General features: G+C 42.0%; 15 protein-coding genes. 13 read left to right on the plus strand and 2 right to left on the minus strand.

Annotated features, from left to right (window positions below):
- The first annotated feature begins 47 nt into the window (after window positions 1–47).
- The 13 genes from ACYQ2D_RS16995 to ACYQ2D_RS17055 all read left to right on the plus strand — a co-directional run bounded on the left by ACYQ2D_RS16995 (window position 48) and on the right by ACYQ2D_RS17055 (window position 15,414).
- On the plus strand, window positions 48–296 hold the full coding sequence (locus ACYQ2D_RS16995) for a hypothetical protein (protein WP_055056595.1): 249 nt from the start codon (window positions 48–50) through the stop codon (window positions 294–296).
- A complete protein-coding gene (locus ACYQ2D_RS17000) occupies window positions 277–567 on the plus strand; it encodes a hypothetical protein (RefSeq protein WP_055056596.1) in 291 nt (96 codons plus the stop codon). Before ACYQ2D_RS16995 ends, ACYQ2D_RS17000 begins: the two co-directional genes overlap by 20 nt.
- A 186-nt stretch (window positions 568–753) precedes the next feature.
- Window positions 754–1,161, plus strand: a complete 408-nt coding sequence (locus tag ACYQ2D_RS17005; protein WP_070102271.1) for a hypothetical protein — start codon at window positions 754–756, stop codon at window positions 1,159–1,161.
- A gap of 283 nt (window positions 1,162–1,444) precedes the next feature.
- Window positions 1,445–3,142, plus strand: coding sequence for a MobA/MobL family protein (locus tag ACYQ2D_RS17010; RefSeq protein WP_070102272.1), 1,698 nt, complete (start codon window positions 1,445–1,447; stop codon window positions 3,140–3,142).
- A gap of 167 nt (window positions 3,143–3,309) precedes the next feature.
- On the plus strand, window positions 3,310–3,474 hold the full coding sequence (locus ACYQ2D_RS17015; protein ID WP_155512691.1) for a hypothetical protein: 165 nt from the start codon (window positions 3,310–3,312) through the stop codon (window positions 3,472–3,474).
- Entirely contained in the window at window positions 3,471–3,656 is a 186-nt protein-coding gene (locus ACYQ2D_RS17020) for a hypothetical protein (protein ID WP_055056597.1), read from the plus strand. The genes ACYQ2D_RS17015 and ACYQ2D_RS17020 overlap by 4 nt, the downstream gene beginning before the upstream one ends.
- Window positions 3,595–5,220 carry a recombinase family protein gene (locus ACYQ2D_RS17025; protein WP_055056598.1) on the plus strand — a complete coding sequence of 542 codons (1,626 nt, stop codon included), beginning with the start codon at window positions 3,595–3,597 and terminating at the stop codon, window positions 5,218–5,220. Before ACYQ2D_RS17020 ends, ACYQ2D_RS17025 begins: the two co-directional genes overlap by 62 nt.
- A 148-nt stretch (window positions 5,221–5,368) precedes the next feature.
- Window positions 5,369–7,024, plus strand: a complete 1,656-nt coding sequence (locus ACYQ2D_RS17030; protein WP_459786316.1) for a hypothetical protein — start codon at window positions 5,369–5,371, stop codon at window positions 7,022–7,024.
- 57 nt (window positions 7,025–7,081) lie between these two features.
- Window positions 7,082–12,442, plus strand: coding sequence for a DUF3849 domain-containing protein (locus tag ACYQ2D_RS17035; RefSeq protein WP_459786317.1), 5,361 nt, complete (start codon window positions 7,082–7,084; stop codon window positions 12,440–12,442).
- Window positions 12,439–12,690, plus strand: coding sequence for a transposon-transfer assisting family protein (locus ACYQ2D_RS17040; RefSeq protein WP_459786318.1), 252 nt, complete (start codon window positions 12,439–12,441; stop codon window positions 12,688–12,690). The genes ACYQ2D_RS17035 and ACYQ2D_RS17040 overlap by 4 nt, the downstream gene beginning before the upstream one ends.
- A complete protein-coding gene (locus ACYQ2D_RS17045; RefSeq protein ID WP_459786319.1) occupies window positions 12,687–13,607 on the plus strand; it encodes a YodL domain-containing protein in 921 nt (306 codons plus the stop codon). The genes ACYQ2D_RS17040 and ACYQ2D_RS17045 overlap by 4 nt, the downstream gene beginning before the upstream one ends.
- 147 nt (window positions 13,608–13,754) lie before the next feature.
- Entirely contained in the window at window positions 13,755–15,113 is a 1,359-nt protein-coding gene (locus ACYQ2D_RS17050) for a hypothetical protein (RefSeq protein ID WP_459786320.1), read from the plus strand.
- Between the two features lie 106 nt (window positions 15,114–15,219).
- Complete coding sequence (locus tag ACYQ2D_RS17055) at window positions 15,220–15,414, plus strand: hypothetical protein (RefSeq protein WP_459786322.1); 195 nt, start codon at window positions 15,220–15,222, stop codon at window positions 15,412–15,414.
- Between the two features lie 104 nt (window positions 15,415–15,518).
- Here the strand turns inward: ACYQ2D_RS17055 and ACYQ2D_RS17060 are convergent, their stop codons facing one another.
- Together ACYQ2D_RS17060 and ACYQ2D_RS17065 are read right to left on the minus strand one after the other, a co-directional pair.
- Window positions 15,519–16,427 carry a nucleotidyl transferase AbiEii/AbiGii toxin family protein gene (locus tag ACYQ2D_RS17060; protein ID WP_459786323.1) on the minus strand — a complete coding sequence of 303 codons (909 nt, stop codon included), beginning with the start codon at window positions 16,425–16,427 and terminating at the stop codon, window positions 15,519–15,521.
- Window positions 16,411–17,046 carry a DUF6088 family protein gene (locus tag ACYQ2D_RS17065; RefSeq protein ID WP_118511700.1) on the minus strand — a complete coding sequence of 212 codons (636 nt, stop codon included), beginning with the start codon at window positions 17,044–17,046 and terminating at the stop codon, window positions 16,411–16,413. Before ACYQ2D_RS17065 ends, ACYQ2D_RS17060 begins: the two co-directional genes overlap by 17 nt.
- Window positions 17,047–17,295 lie beyond the last annotated feature (249 nt).

The raw sequence follows: 17,295 nt of genomic DNA on the forward strand, positions 1-17,295 counted from the left end.
ACGATAGCTGCTTTCTTTTACCCATTTCCGGACAGGGGGTGATTTTTGTGGGGAAAGAATTATTTGAAACGCTGCCGGACGTGCTGGATGCAAAACTGCTGGCATCGGCCCTTTCTATTTCAAAGGCAGGAGCGTATCAGCTATTAAACCGTCCGGATTTTCCAACCTTGCAGGTGGGAGGGCGGAAACTTGTCACAAAGCAGAAGCTGGCTTTGTGGATGGAACAGCATACAAATAAAGCAAAACAGGCGGGAGCCGGAAAGGAGAAAAAAGCAGATGAAACTGACAAAGTATGAGCAGGAAACGATTATCAATTTTAATAATGATGAACAGGAAGCCAGTATTTATACAGCCAGCCCGCAGATGATGCGAAAACTGGATGCACTGGCTGCAGCTTATCCGGAGCATTACCAGGTGGTAGAGCAGACCGAAGTGAGTAAAACCTATTCCTGTGAAAAACACCTCATCAATCTTCGGAAACCGAGAAAGGTAAACGAGGAGCACAGCCAATGGGCAAGGCAGAGGATGCAGGAAATGAACCGCCATAAAAATGCGGGAAATTTATGAAAGAACCGCACACAGAGGTGACAGCTCTGTGTCAGGAAGAAAGCTGTCCGTGAAAATACGGAAATTAAGAAAAATAGAAAACCAAATGGCAGGAGAGCGGCTATGGACATGGAAAAGGTTCAGGCTGTTTTTTTATGCCATAAAATAAAAAATCAAACAGAAAAATGAGAAAAGGAGTATAAACACATGATAAAAAACAGGAATGAAACCAGTGCTGCAATGGATAAGGCACTGAAAAATCTGGAACAGGCAAAGGCAAGATATGAGGCAGAGCGCAAAAAGGAGAATGAGAAACGCAGGAAAGCACAGAACCATCATAAATATCTGATGGGCGGCATTGTTGCAAAGTATTTCCCGGAATGTTATCAGTATGAAGAAAAAGAACTGAATGTGATCTTGTCAGCGGCTCTTGCTTCGGCAGAGTGCAGGCAGGCGGTGGAAAACGTAAAAAGGATGGAGAAAAATGCGGATGAGATGGAAGATGAAAAAGACAGAAACGGCGGTCACGCCGATGAAACGAAGACAAAAGAAAACAGCGGCGGATACGCCAATTCAAAAGATTTTGCGGGTGGCAGTTTTTCGCAGGGAGTGTAAGCAGTATCTCCGGGAGTATGGGTTCACCCCAGTTATGGGGTGCGCACAGATAGACCACACTCCGTATGGTCTTGTGCGCTCTCCGAGGGCACCTGCGGTGGGCGTTGCCTGCCTTGCACCAGTCAAGAGGGGAAATAACCTTTCCCCTCCGTCCGCTGCGCTTCCTACCCCCTTGTATCCTTTGCATCTGCCCGTAACCCGGAAAACACACCCGGCTTTCGTCCATCTGCAAAGGCTTTTCTTGCAGCCCTCTATTTTACGGTAAGGGAGGAACTTTGTGAGTATGCGCACGAAATATGCCAGCACAAGGTTCAGCATTGTAAAGCGGAGCAAAGGGCAGTCGGCGGTAGATGCAGCTTCTTACATCAGCAGGAGTGTTCTTGTCAGCGAGTATGACGGGAAAACGTATCGCCCGAAATACCATGAAGATTTGGTGCATTGTGAAATCAATCTCCCGGAATATGCACCGGAGGAATGGCTGGACAGGGCAGTGCTGTGGAACTCTGTGGAGCTGAATGAGAAACAGAAAAATGCCCAGCTTTGCCGGACACTGAAAGCAGCACTTCCAAATGACTGGAGCTATGAGCTGGCAGAAGAAACGGTGCGGGATTATGTGCAGCGGAATTTTGTTTCCAAAGGGATGTGTGCGGACTGGGCAATCCATGATTCTGTTAATCAAAATGGCATCCATAACCTGCATTTCCATCTTATGCTCACCCTGCGCCCGGTGGAAGAAAACGGGAAGTGGGGAGCCAAGCAGAGAAAGGAATATATCCTTGATAAAGACGGCAATAAAATCCGCAATAAGTCCGGACGGGGATTTAAGAGCAGGGCGGTAGATGTGAATGACTGGAATGAAAAAGGTAATTCCCGGAAATGGAGAAAGGATTTGACGGACACCATCAATGTGGTGAATGACCGGATCGGACTGCCGGAGTACTGGGAACACCGTTCTTTTAAAGAGCTGGGACTGGAGCAGGAGCCGACCAGGCACTTAGGTCCGATTGCCAGTGCATTGGAGAGGAAAGGCATCCGTACCGAAAAAGGGGATGCGAACCGGGCAATCATGGAGCATAACCAGACGCTGCAAAGGGCAAGGATGTTCTATGATATTGCATGGAACAGTGTGAAAAATTTGGAGAAATGGGAACAGGAAAAAGCTGCGGAAGCTGCAAAGAATGCCGCAGAAAAGAAAGCAGGAAAAATGGCAGGAGACATCCCTGCGGCACAGGAAGGTGAAGCAGAACAGACGGCAGTTGGTTCGATACAGAAAGAAACTTCCGGTACAAAGGAAGTCAGCGTATTTGCAGCGATGAAAAATGAGGTTCTGGAAATGCTGGAATGTATTCTTGCAGCATTTGGAAGGCTTCATCTGCCGCTGATACAGGCACCGAATTTAAAAAAGGTAAGTAATCGTGCAGCACTGATGGATATTGAAAACGTGCGGAGGTTCGTGGAAGAAAAAGGCATTGACAGCTTTGAAGCACTGGAAACCTTTGCAGTACAGCAAGAAGCTTCCAAGAAAGAAGCAGAGGAAATCTGCAACAGAGATGGAAGGGAAATCCGGCGGTTAAAGGAACTGTCAGAGGCTTATGCCGCCTATGCTCCATACATTCCCATCCGTAATGAATATCTGCAGAAGAAAGGAATCGCACAGGCAGTTTATCACAGCCAGCATAAGAAAGAACTGGAAACGGCGAAAGAACTCCGTATTCCGGTCTATGAACTTCTTCGGGAAGGAGAAAAATTCACACCGAAAAAGTGGGAAGCACAGATCAAAGAGCTGACACAGGAATACGAGAAACAGTCCAGACGTTACGGCAGGAGTACCGTCAATCTTGCCTATGTGGAGTTGCTTCGTCATAACCGGAAGATAGATGAGCGGGAGCAGAAGAACAAAGACCAGTCCCAGAGCCGACAGCATGAAAAGATGGACAGGGGGCAGGAGCAAAAGAAGAAACGTCAGGAAATGGGACTTTAGATTTATACATCGTTAAGGAAAATCTGCCGGGATGTCCCCCGGCAGGCAGAAAGGAGATTGCAATGAGTAAAGATTGCAGGACTACGAAAAACAGAAACAATAGTTTGACATTTGGTGTGCTGGCAGGGATAATCCTCTGCCAGCATTGGTATTTATGGAGGGATTTTATGCAGAGAAAAGCAGGGAACCGCCGGAGAGAACCGATCCGCTATGTGGTGGAACATGTTTATTCCGGCAAGGAGAGCATGGAAAAGGTACTGACTGCCGTTAGTGAAGAAGCGGCGAAACAGAATGTAAAGGAGAAGCTGGAAAATCAGAAAAAGGTGGGATGAGAAAAGATGCAGATTTCACCGGAAAAATAAAATCAGCAGTTGCAGGAGGTGGCAGGAATCGCTATAATAAAGACAGCGTATTTCTGTCACTGGATATTGAAGAAACCACAGGAGGTCAATATGCAGACAACAGAAATCAGAGAAACATGGACAGCACTTTATGCAAGATTATCATTGGATGACGGCAACGTGGGCGAGAGCATGAGCATCCAGAGCCAGAAAGCGATCCTGACAAGAAAAGCAGAGGAACTGGGGATTTATAATTATCAGTTTTATGTAGACGATGGTTATTCCGGTACGAATTTCAACCGTCCGTCCTTTCAGCAGATGATAGCGGACATTGAAGCAGGAAAAGTTACCTGTGTGATCACGAAAGATCTTTCAAGGCTAGGTAGGAACTATCTGGAGAGTGGCGCTTATATCGAGGTATTTTTCCCAAAACATCAGGTACGGTATATCGCCGTCAATGACGGTGTGGATTCTGCAAACAGCGGGGAGATGGATATTACCCCGTTTAAGAACATTCTTAATGAGTTTTATTCAAGGGATGTTTCCAAAAAGGTGAAGTCAGGTAAATACATCCGGGCAAGCCAGGGAAAATTCATGGGAACACACGCACCATTCGGGTATCAGAAAGACCCGGAGGACAAAAACCACCTGATTGCCGATGAGGAAACCGCACCAACCGTCCGTTATATTTTCCAGCTTGCACTTCAGGGAATGGGAAACAATAAAATCGGGAAAATCCTTTATGAACAGAAAATCCCAAAGCCGGCATATTATAAGCCGGAATACTTCGGAAAGTTTCTGGTAAAAGAAGATGATGCCTATAACTGGAAACAGGAGACCATCATCCGGATTTTACGAAACCCGCTTTACAAAGGCTATTTCTGGGTGCAGAAATATGATAAGAAGCATTTCAAGCAGGAAACAAGGGGGTATATCCCCATGAGTGAGCGTACCATTATTCCCAGTGACCATGATGCACTTGTTGATGAACACACATGGGATACGGTGCAGGAAATCCTTGACCGTCATACGAAAGTCAAGCCCTGTACTTCCGGGTATGAGAATAAGTTCCGGGGCATTTTAAAATGTGCCGACTGCGGAAGTACCCTGATGGTGCATACCGATGGCAGGAATAAGGAGAAGCCAGTCATTGAACGGACTTTTTACCAGTGCCGCATTTACCGTGTGAGGGGAACCGGGTTCTGCAGCCAGCACCGCATCAATGCGGACGATCTGGAGGAACTTGTACTTGCGGACATCCAGACCCATGCAAAAAGGGTCATAAAAAACAGGGAGAAATTCATGCGGAAGGTATTGGGGCAGATGGATACGACAGCGGCGAATAACCGGGAAAATATCCAGAAAAAGCTGGAGAAACTGGAGAAAAAGCTCCTCGAATCGGACAGACAGTTCATCAAGCTGTATGAGGATTTTACAAAGCAGCTTGTGTCAGAACAGCAGTTCCGGATGTTGTCCACTCATTTTGAACAGGAAAAGAAAGAAACAACCGAAGAAATTGAAAAACTGAAAACTACGGCTGACAATCTGAAGGACAGCACCTGCAAAGCGGAACAGCTTGCCAATGAAATGGTGGAATGTGCAGAGATCAAAGAGCTGACCACAGCCATAGTAAATCGTCTTATCGAAAAGATTGAGGTATCTGAACCTCAGACCATCGACGGAGAGAAAGTCCAGAATATCAGGATTTTCTACAAGTTCGTTGGAGAAATCAATTAAATTTCCATAATGTACCTATAATTCAAGAGCCATTGAGTTATCACCGGAAGGAACGGGCTATCGTGCGAAAACACGGTTTGCCCGTTTTTTTAATCTTCCGGAGCTGATCTCCATATTTAAGGAAGCTGCGGACATCCAGACATCGGATATGCTGAACCTTCCTGTACCGGAAGCAGAGTTTATCAATGAAGTCTTAAAACCAAGCGAGGAACAGCAGGAAATGGTCGGGGCATTTTCGGAACGTGCAGAGAGCGTAAGGGCAGGCTTAGTGAATCCAACCGAGGATAACATGTTGAAAATCACGAACGATGGAAGAAAATGTGCCCTTGACCAGAGACTATTAAATGAACTTCTTCCGGACGATGAAACAAGCAAGGTCAATACCTGCGTAAAAAATGCGTATCAGGTATGGGAGGAAGGAAAAGCAGACCGGACAACACAGCTGATATTCTGTGACCTGTCCACACCGAAAGGGGATGGCAGTTTCAATGTGTACGATGATGTACGGGAGAAGCTGGTTGCCAGAGGAGTCCCGAAAGAGGAGGTTGCTTTTATCCATGAATATAACACGGAAGCAAAAAAAGCAGACCTTTTTGCAAAGGTAAGAGCCGGGCAGGTGAGAATCCTGATGGGTTCCACTCCGAAACTTGGTGCCGGTACCAATGTGCAGGACCGCTTGATTGCCTTACACCATCTGGACTGTCCGTGGAAGCCGTCCAATCTGGAACAGCAGGAAGGTCGAATCTTACGACAGGGAAACCAGAACGAGAAGGTAAAGATTTTCCGGTACGTTACGGAAAATACATTTGATGCGTACATGTGGCAGATTTTAGAGAACAAGCAGAAGTTCATCAGCCAGATCATGACCAGTAAATCCCCAGTCAGGGCCTGTGAGGATGTGGATGATACGGCACTTTCCTATGCCGAGATTAAAGCACTTGCCACAGGAAATCCGTATATCAAGGAAAAGATGGATCTGGATGTGCAGGTCAGTAAATTAAAGCTCTTAAAGGCGAACCATACCAGTCAGATCTACCGCTTGGAATCCGATATTGCAAAGAATTTCCCAGTACAGATCAGTGCATTGAAGGAACGGATTGCCGGGATGCAGGCAGACTTGCAGGTCATAAAAAGCGTGGATTTACAGGATAATGACGCCTTTGTTATGAACGTAGGGAATGTCAATTATGCAGATAAAAAGGAGGCTGGGGAAGCCTTGCTTGCAGCCTGTGCAGGATTAAAGACAGTCAGTACCGGCGGTAAAGTCGGGGAATATCATGGATTTCGTTTATCTGCAACCTTTAATGCGTTTACCCATACGTTTGAACTGACAGTCAAAGGAAAATGTTCTTACAAGTTGGAGATTGGAAAAGACCCGGCAGGAAATATCCAGCGTATTCACAATGCTTTTTCTTCTATCGAGAAAAAGCTGGCAGAGAGTGAACAGAAACTGGAAACGGTACAACAGCAGCTTGCGACGGCACAGGAAGAAGTAAAGAAGCCGTTTCCAAAAGAAGCAGAGCTGAATGAAAAGATGGAGCGGCTGTCCGAATTAAATGCCCTGTTAAATATGGATGAGAAGGGAAATGAAACCATCATGGCAGATGAGGATATTGGCAGGGAAGCGAGTTCGGAAAGCAATAAAAGAGAATCTGTGGAGAAACGGGAACTGCCGGAAATCGCAGATAAACCCCATAAGCCTTCCATTGTAGACCGTCTGAAACAGGAAAAAGCACAGCAAAATGCACCACAGCAGCCGACTATGCAGAAATCAGCAAAGAAGAAACACGAACAGGAGTTATAAAAAGTTTCCCGTCAGGATATTTTCTGGCGGGAGAAATCCAAAAGGAGGATTTTTTATATGGCAAATAATATAGAGAAACAGTTAAAGGAAATATCGGAACGGCTGGAACAGGGCGTAAAGGAGATTTTTACTTCGGAACGGTATACGGAATATTTGAATACCATGTCCAAGTTCCATAATTACAGTTTTAATAACACCCTTCTGATCACCATGCAGAAACCGGAGGCTACTCTGGTGGCAGGGTATCAGGCGTGGCAGAAGAAGTTTAACCGCCATGTAAAGAGAGGGGAAAAAGGAATCCAGATCATCGCACCGGCACCCATCCGTGAGAAACAGGAGATTGAAAAGATTGACCCTGTAACAAAAGAGCCAGTGATCGGGGATGACGGTCAGCCGGAAACCGAGATCGTGGAGATGGTCATTCCAAGGTTCCGTGTGACAACGGTATTTGATGTCAGCCAGACAGAGGGAGAGCCGATTGCAGAACTGGAAGTACCGGAACTTACCGGGAGTGTACAGTTTTATGACACGTTCATGGAAGCATTGCAGAACATTTCCCCTGTTCCAATCCGCATAATGGAGATAGAAGGGGAAACAAAAGGCTATTATCATCAGACGGAAAAGTATATCGCAATTCAGGAAAATATGAGTAATCTCCAGACCATGAAAACCGGAGTCCATGAAGTAAGCCACGCATTGCTGCATGACCGGGAAGTAATGGATGCGGAAGGGATTTTAAAAGACCGGACAACCAAAGAAGTAGAAGCAGAAAGTATTGCCTATATTGTCTGCAACCACTTTGGTCTGGATACTTCCGAATACTCTTTTACCTATATCGCCAGCTGGTGTGAAAGCAAGGATATGAAAGCACTCCGGGCATCTATGGATACCATCCGGAAAACGTCTGCGGAAGTCATTGAGAATATCGAGACACAGATGCACGAGCTGGAAATGGAAAGACCAGTTCGGGATACTTTTCATAAGGAAGATTTAATTCTGCATCTTTCAGGCAGTATGGGTTCCGAGTTTACTTATGATCTGATCGAAAACATGAGCAGGGAACAATTAGAGCAGTATGTGGGTGAATACGTCCGCCTTCTGGAAAGTGGTGAGATAGAGGAAAATGAGAAACCACTGGAAAGTTTTCTGGAAGAAAAAGGTGCTGCCGTCACACCACTCTATGACAGCAGTGGACACGGAGAAAATTATCCGATTGATTTTTATGATGTGGAATATGATGCGGACACAGGCGTTACTTATTTTTCTGACCTTTCTCCGAAAGAGCAGGCAGAGATGTTGGTGCAAAAAGCAGAGTTTCCAAGAAATATTTTTTCAGAAGAAGAAAAGGCATTTGTAAATGAATATGCAGAAACCTTCCCCGGACAGGTGGAAAGACTGAATGACCTGGTATGGGATATGAGGGAATCTTACGATGAAGCCGGTTCAAAGCTGGTGTATGAAGTGATCCAGGCAGCAAGGGCGAACTTCCCAGTGAAAGAACCGGAAATTGAAGAAGAAACAGCCATGCAGTATGCCCACCGTCTGATTGAAACGGCAGAAGCTGCCAATACAGGAAATTTCACAGATTCCCAGAGAAATCTTATTGTGAATTTTGCATATAAGATGGATGACAAAGACGAAGTGCTTGGACTGGTGAACCGTATGATGACCGCAATCCGCAGGCCGGGAAGTGAATATACGAGAAGCCTTATGAATGAAACACAGGCACAGATCGACAATTTTCCGGATGGCATGATCGGTTTTACCGAAATGCACGAGGCAGGAATCCAGTTAGACCATATGCTCCCGCTTACGAAAGACCGGGCATATGAACTGTACCGTGGAGGGGCAGAAATTTATATCTTACACGGAAATCCAGAGAATCCACAACGGGCAGAACAGATGCTTGTGGAGACGGAAAGTGAGATCCTTGGATATGACGGTATCTTTGGAATCACAGAAACAGAATGGGAAGTCCAGAAAGAAAGAGAAGCCTCTGCCACAAAACAGGAAGCACTGGAACAGCAGAGTGCAGAAAAGATTGATGAGACACTTCTTCTGCGTGGAGAAAGCGGAAGGTTTGCCATTTATCAGATGGATAGCGGAGATGAGCATACCTATCAGTTTATGGGAATGGAATCCGCAAAGAGTCTGGGCTATACCATTGACGGAAAGGATTACCGGATGGTTTATGCAGCACCGTGGATGCCAACGATCACATTAGACAATATTTTTGAACGCTTTAACATTGACCGACCGGAAGATTTCCGTGGTCATTCTTTATCGGTAAGTGATGTGATTGTGATAAACAGGGGTGCAGAGATCACAGCCTATTATGTAGATTCTTTTGGATTTCAGGAACTTCCGGAGTTTGTCCAGCAGAGAATGAACATGCTGGAACATAATTCCGTTAGGGCATATCCGTCAGTTTATAAAGGAACATTGGAACAGGCAATGGGAGAACGGGATGTGGATGCTTATCTGGATTCCAGAAAGTTAAACCTGGACTGTAAGAAAGCAATCGAAGAAGCCATCCGGGAGAATTTTGACGGGCTGCACTTAAAGCAGGATGCGGCAAAAGAAGTCGTGGAACGCTTTGGGGAAGAACGTATGAACTTTGTTATGGCAAATACCATCCGGGAACTTTCCCATGATGGAAGATTTTCCAGACAGAATAAAGACTGGGCGGAGCATATCGAAGTCCCGGAAAATATCAGCCGGGGCAGAAATCTGAACCTGGATTATGTGATCGAAAGCCACCCGGCAGTTTTAGATGGGTTTATCGACATGGCAAGAGCTGAGATCCGGATGCAGAGGATAGAACAGGCGATAGGAGAAAACGAAGTGACGATCACAGCAGAGACAAGAGGATATGAAGCAGAAGGACATAACGGGACATGGCATACGGTTGAGGAAAAGGAATATGTCGGGGAGAAGTTTTTCTTAATGGAACATGATGAATTTGGCTCCGATGTGGCAGGCATTATCGTAGCAGAAAATGGACAGCTTGTAGCGGAGGACTTATGGAACGGGTTTGACGCAGGAGCATTGGAAGCAGTTTCAGAATATTTGCAGGAAAATGGAACAACACTTTATGACTTGACGGAATTTCCGAAAGATTCTGTTGTAACCCTGCGGAGTGGACAGACACTTACAATCGAAGAAATACAGGCAGTACAGAAAGATACCTGGGAAGAAACGATAGCAGGAAAAAATGAATCTGGAACGGATGTCCGGTTTAATTTCTATGCAGTCAGTGAGGTGAAGCTGCCGGAAGGCATAAAGTTAAAAATGCCAGAGATCCATTACGTTGATAATTTTTATGTGATGGAAGATGTAAATGCAGAAGGTGTAGTAAAAGTAAACCGGTATGAATCACTGGATGAAGCGATGCAGGAGTATTTACGTTTGCCCAACCATCAGGAAAAAGTGCTTGGTATTCAGAATACGGAAACGATGCAGGAAAGCATGGATTTTATCCGATGTGAAAACGGAATAGATCGGCTTACCCATGCGTATGAACAGATCGGAGGGTGGCTGAATCCGGAAATATATGAAGCGGTAAATAAAATGGAAAACATGCTGGACTGGAATGAGGTACAGATTGCATATCAGATTGGAAAACAATACTTTACAATCCAGACCGCAGAAGATGGCTATGATTATACATTTTACAATGAAGATTATCAGGAGGATGATGGAGGAATCTATGACAATCCGACAATCTATGTAGATGAAGCTGCCAGTGATATTTTAGAAGATAAAGGGTACTCACTGGAAGATGCAAAAGTAGTGGATTATGAAGAACTGATGGCAGATGTGGAAGAAGTTCAGGAAGAACAGATGCAGCGGATACAATTAGAAAAGAATTGCCCGGCAAGTATTTTTGAAGGATTTCGCAGGGAAGAAGCAATGCAAACCTATGAAGGAATCGCAATGCAGTTTACCAGGAGTAAAGGGTATCTGACCATACAGGCAACAGAAGAAGGATATTCGTTTATTTTTTATGACTCTGATCTGCATGAAATCCAGGGTGATGATTACGATAATCCAGACGCATCCATTCAGGAAGCTGCTTATGAAATCCTTAAAAGTGAAAGAATGGATGACATGGAATGTGTCAAAGTGGATTATAAAGAATTTGAAGAAATGACGATCCAGCACTCTAAAGATTTATTGCAGGAGGGGGAACTTCGTGCGACTTCTGAGATTGGAAGAAATGAACTGGCATTAAATAGTCTGAGCAGGGCAGAAGTAGAAAGAGGTGTCCTGTATCATGCACAGGCAGTATTAGAAGATATGGGAATGGAACAGGAGGTAGAGCTGCTCGCTGCAAGAGTGTATGGTTCCAGAAGCAGACAAGACCTTTACCGGGAAGATTCTGACCTTGATGTGGTTCTTTCTTATAAAGGTGATATTCGAGAAGATAGCTTTTTCAATGCCTTAAATGAATCCGGCATAGCGATGGCAGGAATCCGGGTGGACATTAACCCGATTGCAGAGGAGCGAATCACTCTGGCAGAGTATATAAAAGAATCTGAAAAGTATCTTGACCAGCAGGAGATTAAAAAGCTCGCTGCGGACCTGGATAATTTTAGTTATGACGTTGATACCTATGAGTATAACGATACAGTTGAAAATAGAGAAGAACAGGTGGAAAAACTCACGGAGGATATTTTGAATAAGAAAACAGAAACTATCAAGGACTGGCTGCTTGAGGTATCCGAGGAATCCGATATAGACAGCGATGTTATAACTGCCCGTTCTTTACTTTCCCGTCTGGAAGATACAGAGCGATTTTCTATCTTTGACAAACAGCCGGAGCAGGAACAGCCAGAAGCCACAATCAGTTTTTATGTCGCAGAGTGCATGGAGTTTCCGGTCATGGGAGAGTACCATAACAACCTCACTTTAGAAGAAGCCATTAAAATATATGAGAGTATCCCAGCGGAACGGATGCATGGAATCAAAGGAATCGGATTTGATCTGCAAGATGGTGATGAAGATTATTCCGGGGAATATGAGTTGATGAGTGCAGACCGGATACGGCGTGATCTGATAGATATGATTCCACACTATAAAGAAAGCCCTCTGGTGCAGAAAGCAATCACAGACATGGAAAAGTATCTGGATGAAAAGCATGGAAGGGTGCAGGAAACGGAACATGCGGCAGAAACAGCAATAGGAAGTGAACAGAAACCTTCTGCGGTTTCGGCAGACAGAAGGTCAGAGCAGGAACCGGTATCTGTAAGTCAGAGCCAGCCACAAAAGGCGGAACCTGCAAGCAGAGCAAAAGGTGAAGTGAAGAAATCTGTGCTGCAGTCTTTAAAAGATTTTCAGGCAAGGGCAAAAGCACAGGAGCAGAATAAGACAACAGAGAAATCCAAGACACATAAGAAGGGAGAAGTGGAATTATGATGGATCTGGCGATGAACTTTGATGCGGATGAATGTTTAGTAACCGCAATGTTTGATAAAGGAAACAGAGATGACACGATGGAGGCAATCGACCATATCATTCCTTTTCTGAAAGGCGATGCAGAGATGATCGGGCTTGTCTGCAATACCATAAGAAAATTGTTCTGCATGAGTGATGAAGGCTATGAGGTTTTTCTTATGGATCTGGAAGAATATAAAATGGAACTGGAAGAGGAGGAAGAAGAATGAGTACAAGTCAGTGTGCGGTATATCAAGTAAAAGATACCCCAGAGTACCGGGATGTCCGTTTCCGTTCTTACGAGAAACTGAAAAGCGAAGGAAGAACAGTCCAGATAGAAAACTATCAGCAGGTGTATATTGGAAGAATCCAGCCGGGGGAAACTCCGGCTGACATTAAAACACGCTTGCAGAAGCAACGACCGAAGAACTTCAAAGGTCATTCCATCGGTTGCAGTGATGTGATCGTCATTACCGATGATGGAAAAACCACAGCTTACTATGTCAACAAAGATGGTTTTATCATCATTCCGGAATTTCTCGCAATCAAAAGTTCTTCCGATACCAGACTTTCCATTGATACGACCGGATATGAAATCGAAGGAAAGAAAGGGACATGGCTTGCACAGGATTACATCCTGATGAACGAGAAGAAATGGTTTCTGATGGAGCATGAGGAGTATGGAACAAGAGCAGCCTATGTGATTCTCAGTGAGGAAGGTGCCGTAGTCATGAATGACTGTTACAATGGCTTTGATGAAGAAGCCAGACGGAACATCCAGAACTTCATGCAGCAACAGGCAGCAAAAGAACAGGAACAGCAAAGACAACAGCAGGTGCAATCGCAAATGCAGTCTAATCAGATACAGCAGTCACCAGAACAGCAGAAAAAGAAACCAGAGCTGGCAAACTGGCAGAAGGTCATGGACAATGGAGAATATCTTCGCAGTGCGGAGATGGCAGAAGAAGCCAATTACAATATGATTGATGGACTGATGAACAATGTTCGTAAGAAAAAAGATAAAGATAAACCAAGAGAATCCGTACTTGCCAGGCTCCGGCTCAATCAGAAGAAAGTTGCAAAACAAGGGAAGAAACAGACACAGCAGAAAACTATGGCGGATGATATGGAGAGGAAGAAGAAATAGTATGTGACAAAAGTGGTCTTGCTACACATGTGGCAGGGCCATTTTTGTTGAAAAGAATATCTATGATAGATATAATGAAAGATAAAATACAGAGGCTATCATGTAGGAAAACTATTAATATAATAACTTGGATAGGAGATGGTAAAGATGAATAATATAATAAGAGAATATATAGACAAATATGGAATACGAGATAATGAAAGTGAGGAAAAACGAGTACGAAACTTAGTAAGCAAAATTCATGAAACAAAATCTGTGTTTTCTAATTTCCCATTTGATTATATGGTTAAAGAAGAACAACTTACTCTTTTAAATTTCATAATGACATCATTACCTGAACGCCAAATTATGGCAAATATGAAGAAAACAGATGTTGATAGATGCTATATGAATTTTGTATACAGAAATGATGATATTTTGAATAACGAAATGTTTAAAGCAGAATTTGATGGGTATTCTCCAATTGATTTATCAAATGAAATAATACAATCTCGTTATATAATCAGATTTTCTCCAGAGAGTGAAAAGAAAATTTTAGAGGATTTATTACAGATGAATGAAAACATTCTTGAGCTATATTATCGAGAAAGAGCATTATTTAAAATGCTGGGATTGCAAATAGACAATGAGCAATATATAAAAGAATACATAGATTATGTTGCAAATGTAATTTTACAGTTTATGGTGTATAAAATAATTCGTAACTGTAATATAGAAGATAAAGTAGCAATTAAAAAAATATCAGACAAAATAAAAGAATTAAATATATTGATAAATAAACAATTGGAAAGACAAAAGAGTAAGTGGATAACAGAAAAAGAAGCAAATAATATTCAACTTAATGCAGAAGGAGTTACAAGCTGTTTTTCAATGTATGTTACTCATCGTAGTAAATTTTATGAAGAATATGAAATTAAACAAATTCTAAAACAAGAAATGGATGAAAATTCCTCACTATTTGGAACGGTTCCTCAAAAATGGAAAGCACCTAAAGTTTTTATAAAAGAAGAAGACATTAAAAAAGTTCAAAATATTATTACAGAAGGATACAAAGTAGACCAATATAACAAAAAAATAGAAGTAGTAAGAAAATTTATTGATATTATGAATATATATGGAATGAGGGATAACTATTCACTTTGCTTACAAGATCTAAAGGTTTATTTTAGAGAAATATTTATTAGTAAATCCTCTTATAAAAAAAGGAAAGCTTCTCGTATAGTGAAAGATTATTTAAATAAATTTGAAGAAGCAAAAAATAATGGGGATTCTATTCCAGATTTTTCAAAGCAAAGTCAATACATGTTCATTAGGGAAAAAATAAGTAGAGGATATTTTCGAGAAGTAGGTTTATCGAAGGGATATATTGAAAAAATAGAACTTGAAAAAAAGTTGTATGAATTGTTGCTAAAATTATATTTGTTTTATGATGTTCAAACAAGTTTGGAATTTATATATGATATAAACAGAGAGTTGCTTAACACATATGGAATATTGTTTTCATGAGATTTTTTAAAAAACTCATTCCCTGATATGAAAAATAAAAAATGCTATAATAAAGAAGCAGAATGTAAGTAGTTCTGAAAATAAAAATTAAGGGAGGTGGCACTATATGTCACAAAAAAATTTATGTGTATACGGAAAAAACGGAAAGCGTTTAGGAGGAGGTGCAGCTCAGCTAAAAAGAATAAAAGACTGTGGTGGATGGGATGCTTATCATAAAGAATTAATTAGCCGAGTAACAGAAAAAGTCTATGAAGAAGTTATGGAAGAAATGAATAAACCTAGACTGAGACGAGTAAAATGATTTAGCATCTTGTGAGTGATGTAGAAACACAAAAGTAAAAGCCCTCTTCAAATGAAAAGGAGAGGGCTTTGCATTTGTTAGAACGGATATTTTATGATAGTGCGTTATCTAAAGATTTCGCTGTGGGCAATATCTTTTAAGGAATTGATTACCACCTCGTAAGAGAGATGTTCCTCTAAAAGCCGAGTAGTTAAATTATCATAATCGTTCTTGTAGGCTTTTTCTTCAATAATCTGTTCAAGTAATTGCGGAACATTTACATCTGGAAGAGCTGATGGACAGATTGGAGATTGTGCCCTGATACTTCTTACTTCATGTACAAGATTTTTGAAAGTTTCATCTTGAGGAACAAGCGGAAGAAGTTTGTAAATATCATATATGTGTCTGGAATGCTTCTGAACTTTGCCTTGTAAATAATAATCACAGATGGCAAAAACCTTATCAGCCAGTGTTCTGTCGATGCCCTGTACTTTCATGGAGAATGGCAGCAACATAAATTCTTCGATAGAATCAGGAGCTTCTTTATCCATCATATCACCAATATAGCTGTGAACAGGTAATATTACTGTTGGAAAAGAAACCGCAGTATAAGATGTTTCTAATAATACAGCAGGATTTAAAGCATCACTGGCTAAAGGAAGTACGGAGTCATAACTGATAATGTAGCGGTTGTAATCCCGACGGCTTCTCGTTTCATCAAGATTTTCAATATTCATACCTAGTTCATCTGCAGAAGAAACGATTGCCTGTTTTATTTTTTTCTTCTGTCCCTGTGAAATCTGGGTATCTATTGTAATATCTATATCTTCCGAGAAACGCTTTATAACTTTATGGCATTTGCTTAAAGAGGTACCACCCTTGAAGACGATGTAAGGCATCTTTTCAGATAGCAGGCGAAGGAGCATGGTGACGTAATAATCCTTTTCTATTGCCTGTGCAATTATGCCGGTCTGTTCATAAGCCAGTTCGATTGCATCCTGGAACTGGTCTTTATTGTTATGCAAGTATGCCATTATAGATCACCCTCGTTTCTATTAGATTTTTGTAAAGTTTATCGGGATAATATGAAAAATAAGATTCCAGATCAGAAATTTCCAAACCAGCATCACGCATATACTGATAAAGACGTTTTTGCAAATCAGTTCCAGACATTTCTGAATAAACATCCACGTCTTTTAACATATCGAGAAACTGTAAAGCCATGTAATTTTTTTCTGTTACAGGGACTTTTGGTTTTCTGATAATGATACGGGACTTTGCCAGAGAAGTTTCCCGGTATTCATTGGTTGCCTTGTTTGATACGATTTCATATTGCATAGGAACCTGTGTAGTAAGTCCCATTTGGTTGAAAAATAATAATCCACTGATGTAACCGCACCGTCTGTCGTTGTCACGCAGATATTTATATTCCAGAACTTTTTCCAATGTAGGTTTTGAACCAGATTTGAAAATACTTTTCTTGGGAAGATAATAGATACCTTTGTCAAAACGTTTTACCTTTTCAGCATCTGTCAATTTTTTTAGCTGCTGACGGATATTATTGCCCGTCATTCCTTCAATCTGTATATCAGAAAGAAAAAAAGGCTCATTTTCTTTATAGTTTTCTGTAAGGTACTGATATAAGTTAGACATATTACACCTCCATTAACAAAATAGTAATAATACGCTTCTTTTCTGTTATTATATCCATTAATGAAAGAAATATCAAGATTTTGAGCAGAAAGAAAAATAATTTTTATAAAGGTATGCAGGATAGTATTTTCTTTTGGGATAGCTTTATAAAATGGAAAAGGTATGGTAAGCTGTTAAGTAGTGAGTGGTAGGCATCATAAAGTATATATGGAGTCTGAATTGAACTTTTTGTAAGAGTGGAGGTAAAGA

Source organism: Blautia stercoris, assembly GCF_054657695.1.

Coding starts and splice junctions, on each gene's coding strand:
- ACYQ2D_RS17000 (WP_055056596.1), top strand. CDS start 277: ATGAAACTGACAAAGTATGAGCAGGAAACGATTATCAATTTTAATAAT.
- ACYQ2D_RS17005 (WP_070102271.1), top strand. CDS start 754: ATGATAAAAAACAGGAATGAAACCAGTGCTGCAATGGATAAGGCACTG.
- ACYQ2D_RS17010 (WP_070102272.1), top strand. CDS start 1,445: ATGCGCACGAAATATGCCAGCACAAGGTTCAGCATTGTAAAGCGGAGC.
- ACYQ2D_RS17015 (WP_155512691.1), top strand. CDS start 3,310: ATGCAGAGAAAAGCAGGGAACCGCCGGAGAGAACCGATCCGCTATGTG.
- ACYQ2D_RS17020 (WP_055056597.1), top strand. CDS start 3,471: ATGAGAAAAGATGCAGATTTCACCGGAAAAATAAAATCAGCAGTTGCA.
- ACYQ2D_RS17025 (WP_055056598.1), top strand. CDS start 3,595: ATGCAGACAACAGAAATCAGAGAAACATGGACAGCACTTTATGCAAGA.
- ACYQ2D_RS17030 (WP_459786316.1), top strand. CDS start 5,369: ATGCTGAACCTTCCTGTACCGGAAGCAGAGTTTATCAATGAAGTCTTA.
- ACYQ2D_RS17035 (WP_459786317.1), top strand. CDS start 7,082: ATGGCAAATAATATAGAGAAACAGTTAAAGGAAATATCGGAACGGCTG.
- ACYQ2D_RS17040 (WP_459786318.1), top strand. CDS start 12,439: ATGATGGATCTGGCGATGAACTTTGATGCGGATGAATGTTTAGTAACC.
- ACYQ2D_RS17045 (WP_459786319.1), top strand. CDS start 12,687: ATGAGTACAAGTCAGTGTGCGGTATATCAAGTAAAAGATACCCCAGAG.
- ACYQ2D_RS17050 (WP_459786320.1), top strand. CDS start 13,755: ATGAATAATATAATAAGAGAATATATAGACAAATATGGAATACGAGAT.
- ACYQ2D_RS17055 (WP_459786322.1), top strand. CDS start 15,220: ATGTCACAAAAAAATTTATGTGTATACGGAAAAAACGGAAAGCGTTTA.
- ACYQ2D_RS17060 (WP_459786323.1), bottom strand. CDS start 16,427: ATGGCATACTTGCATAACAATAAAGACCAGTTCCAGGATGCAATCGAA.
- ACYQ2D_RS17065 (WP_118511700.1), bottom strand. CDS start 17,046: ATGTCTAACTTATATCAGTACCTTACAGAAAACTATAAAGAAAATGAG.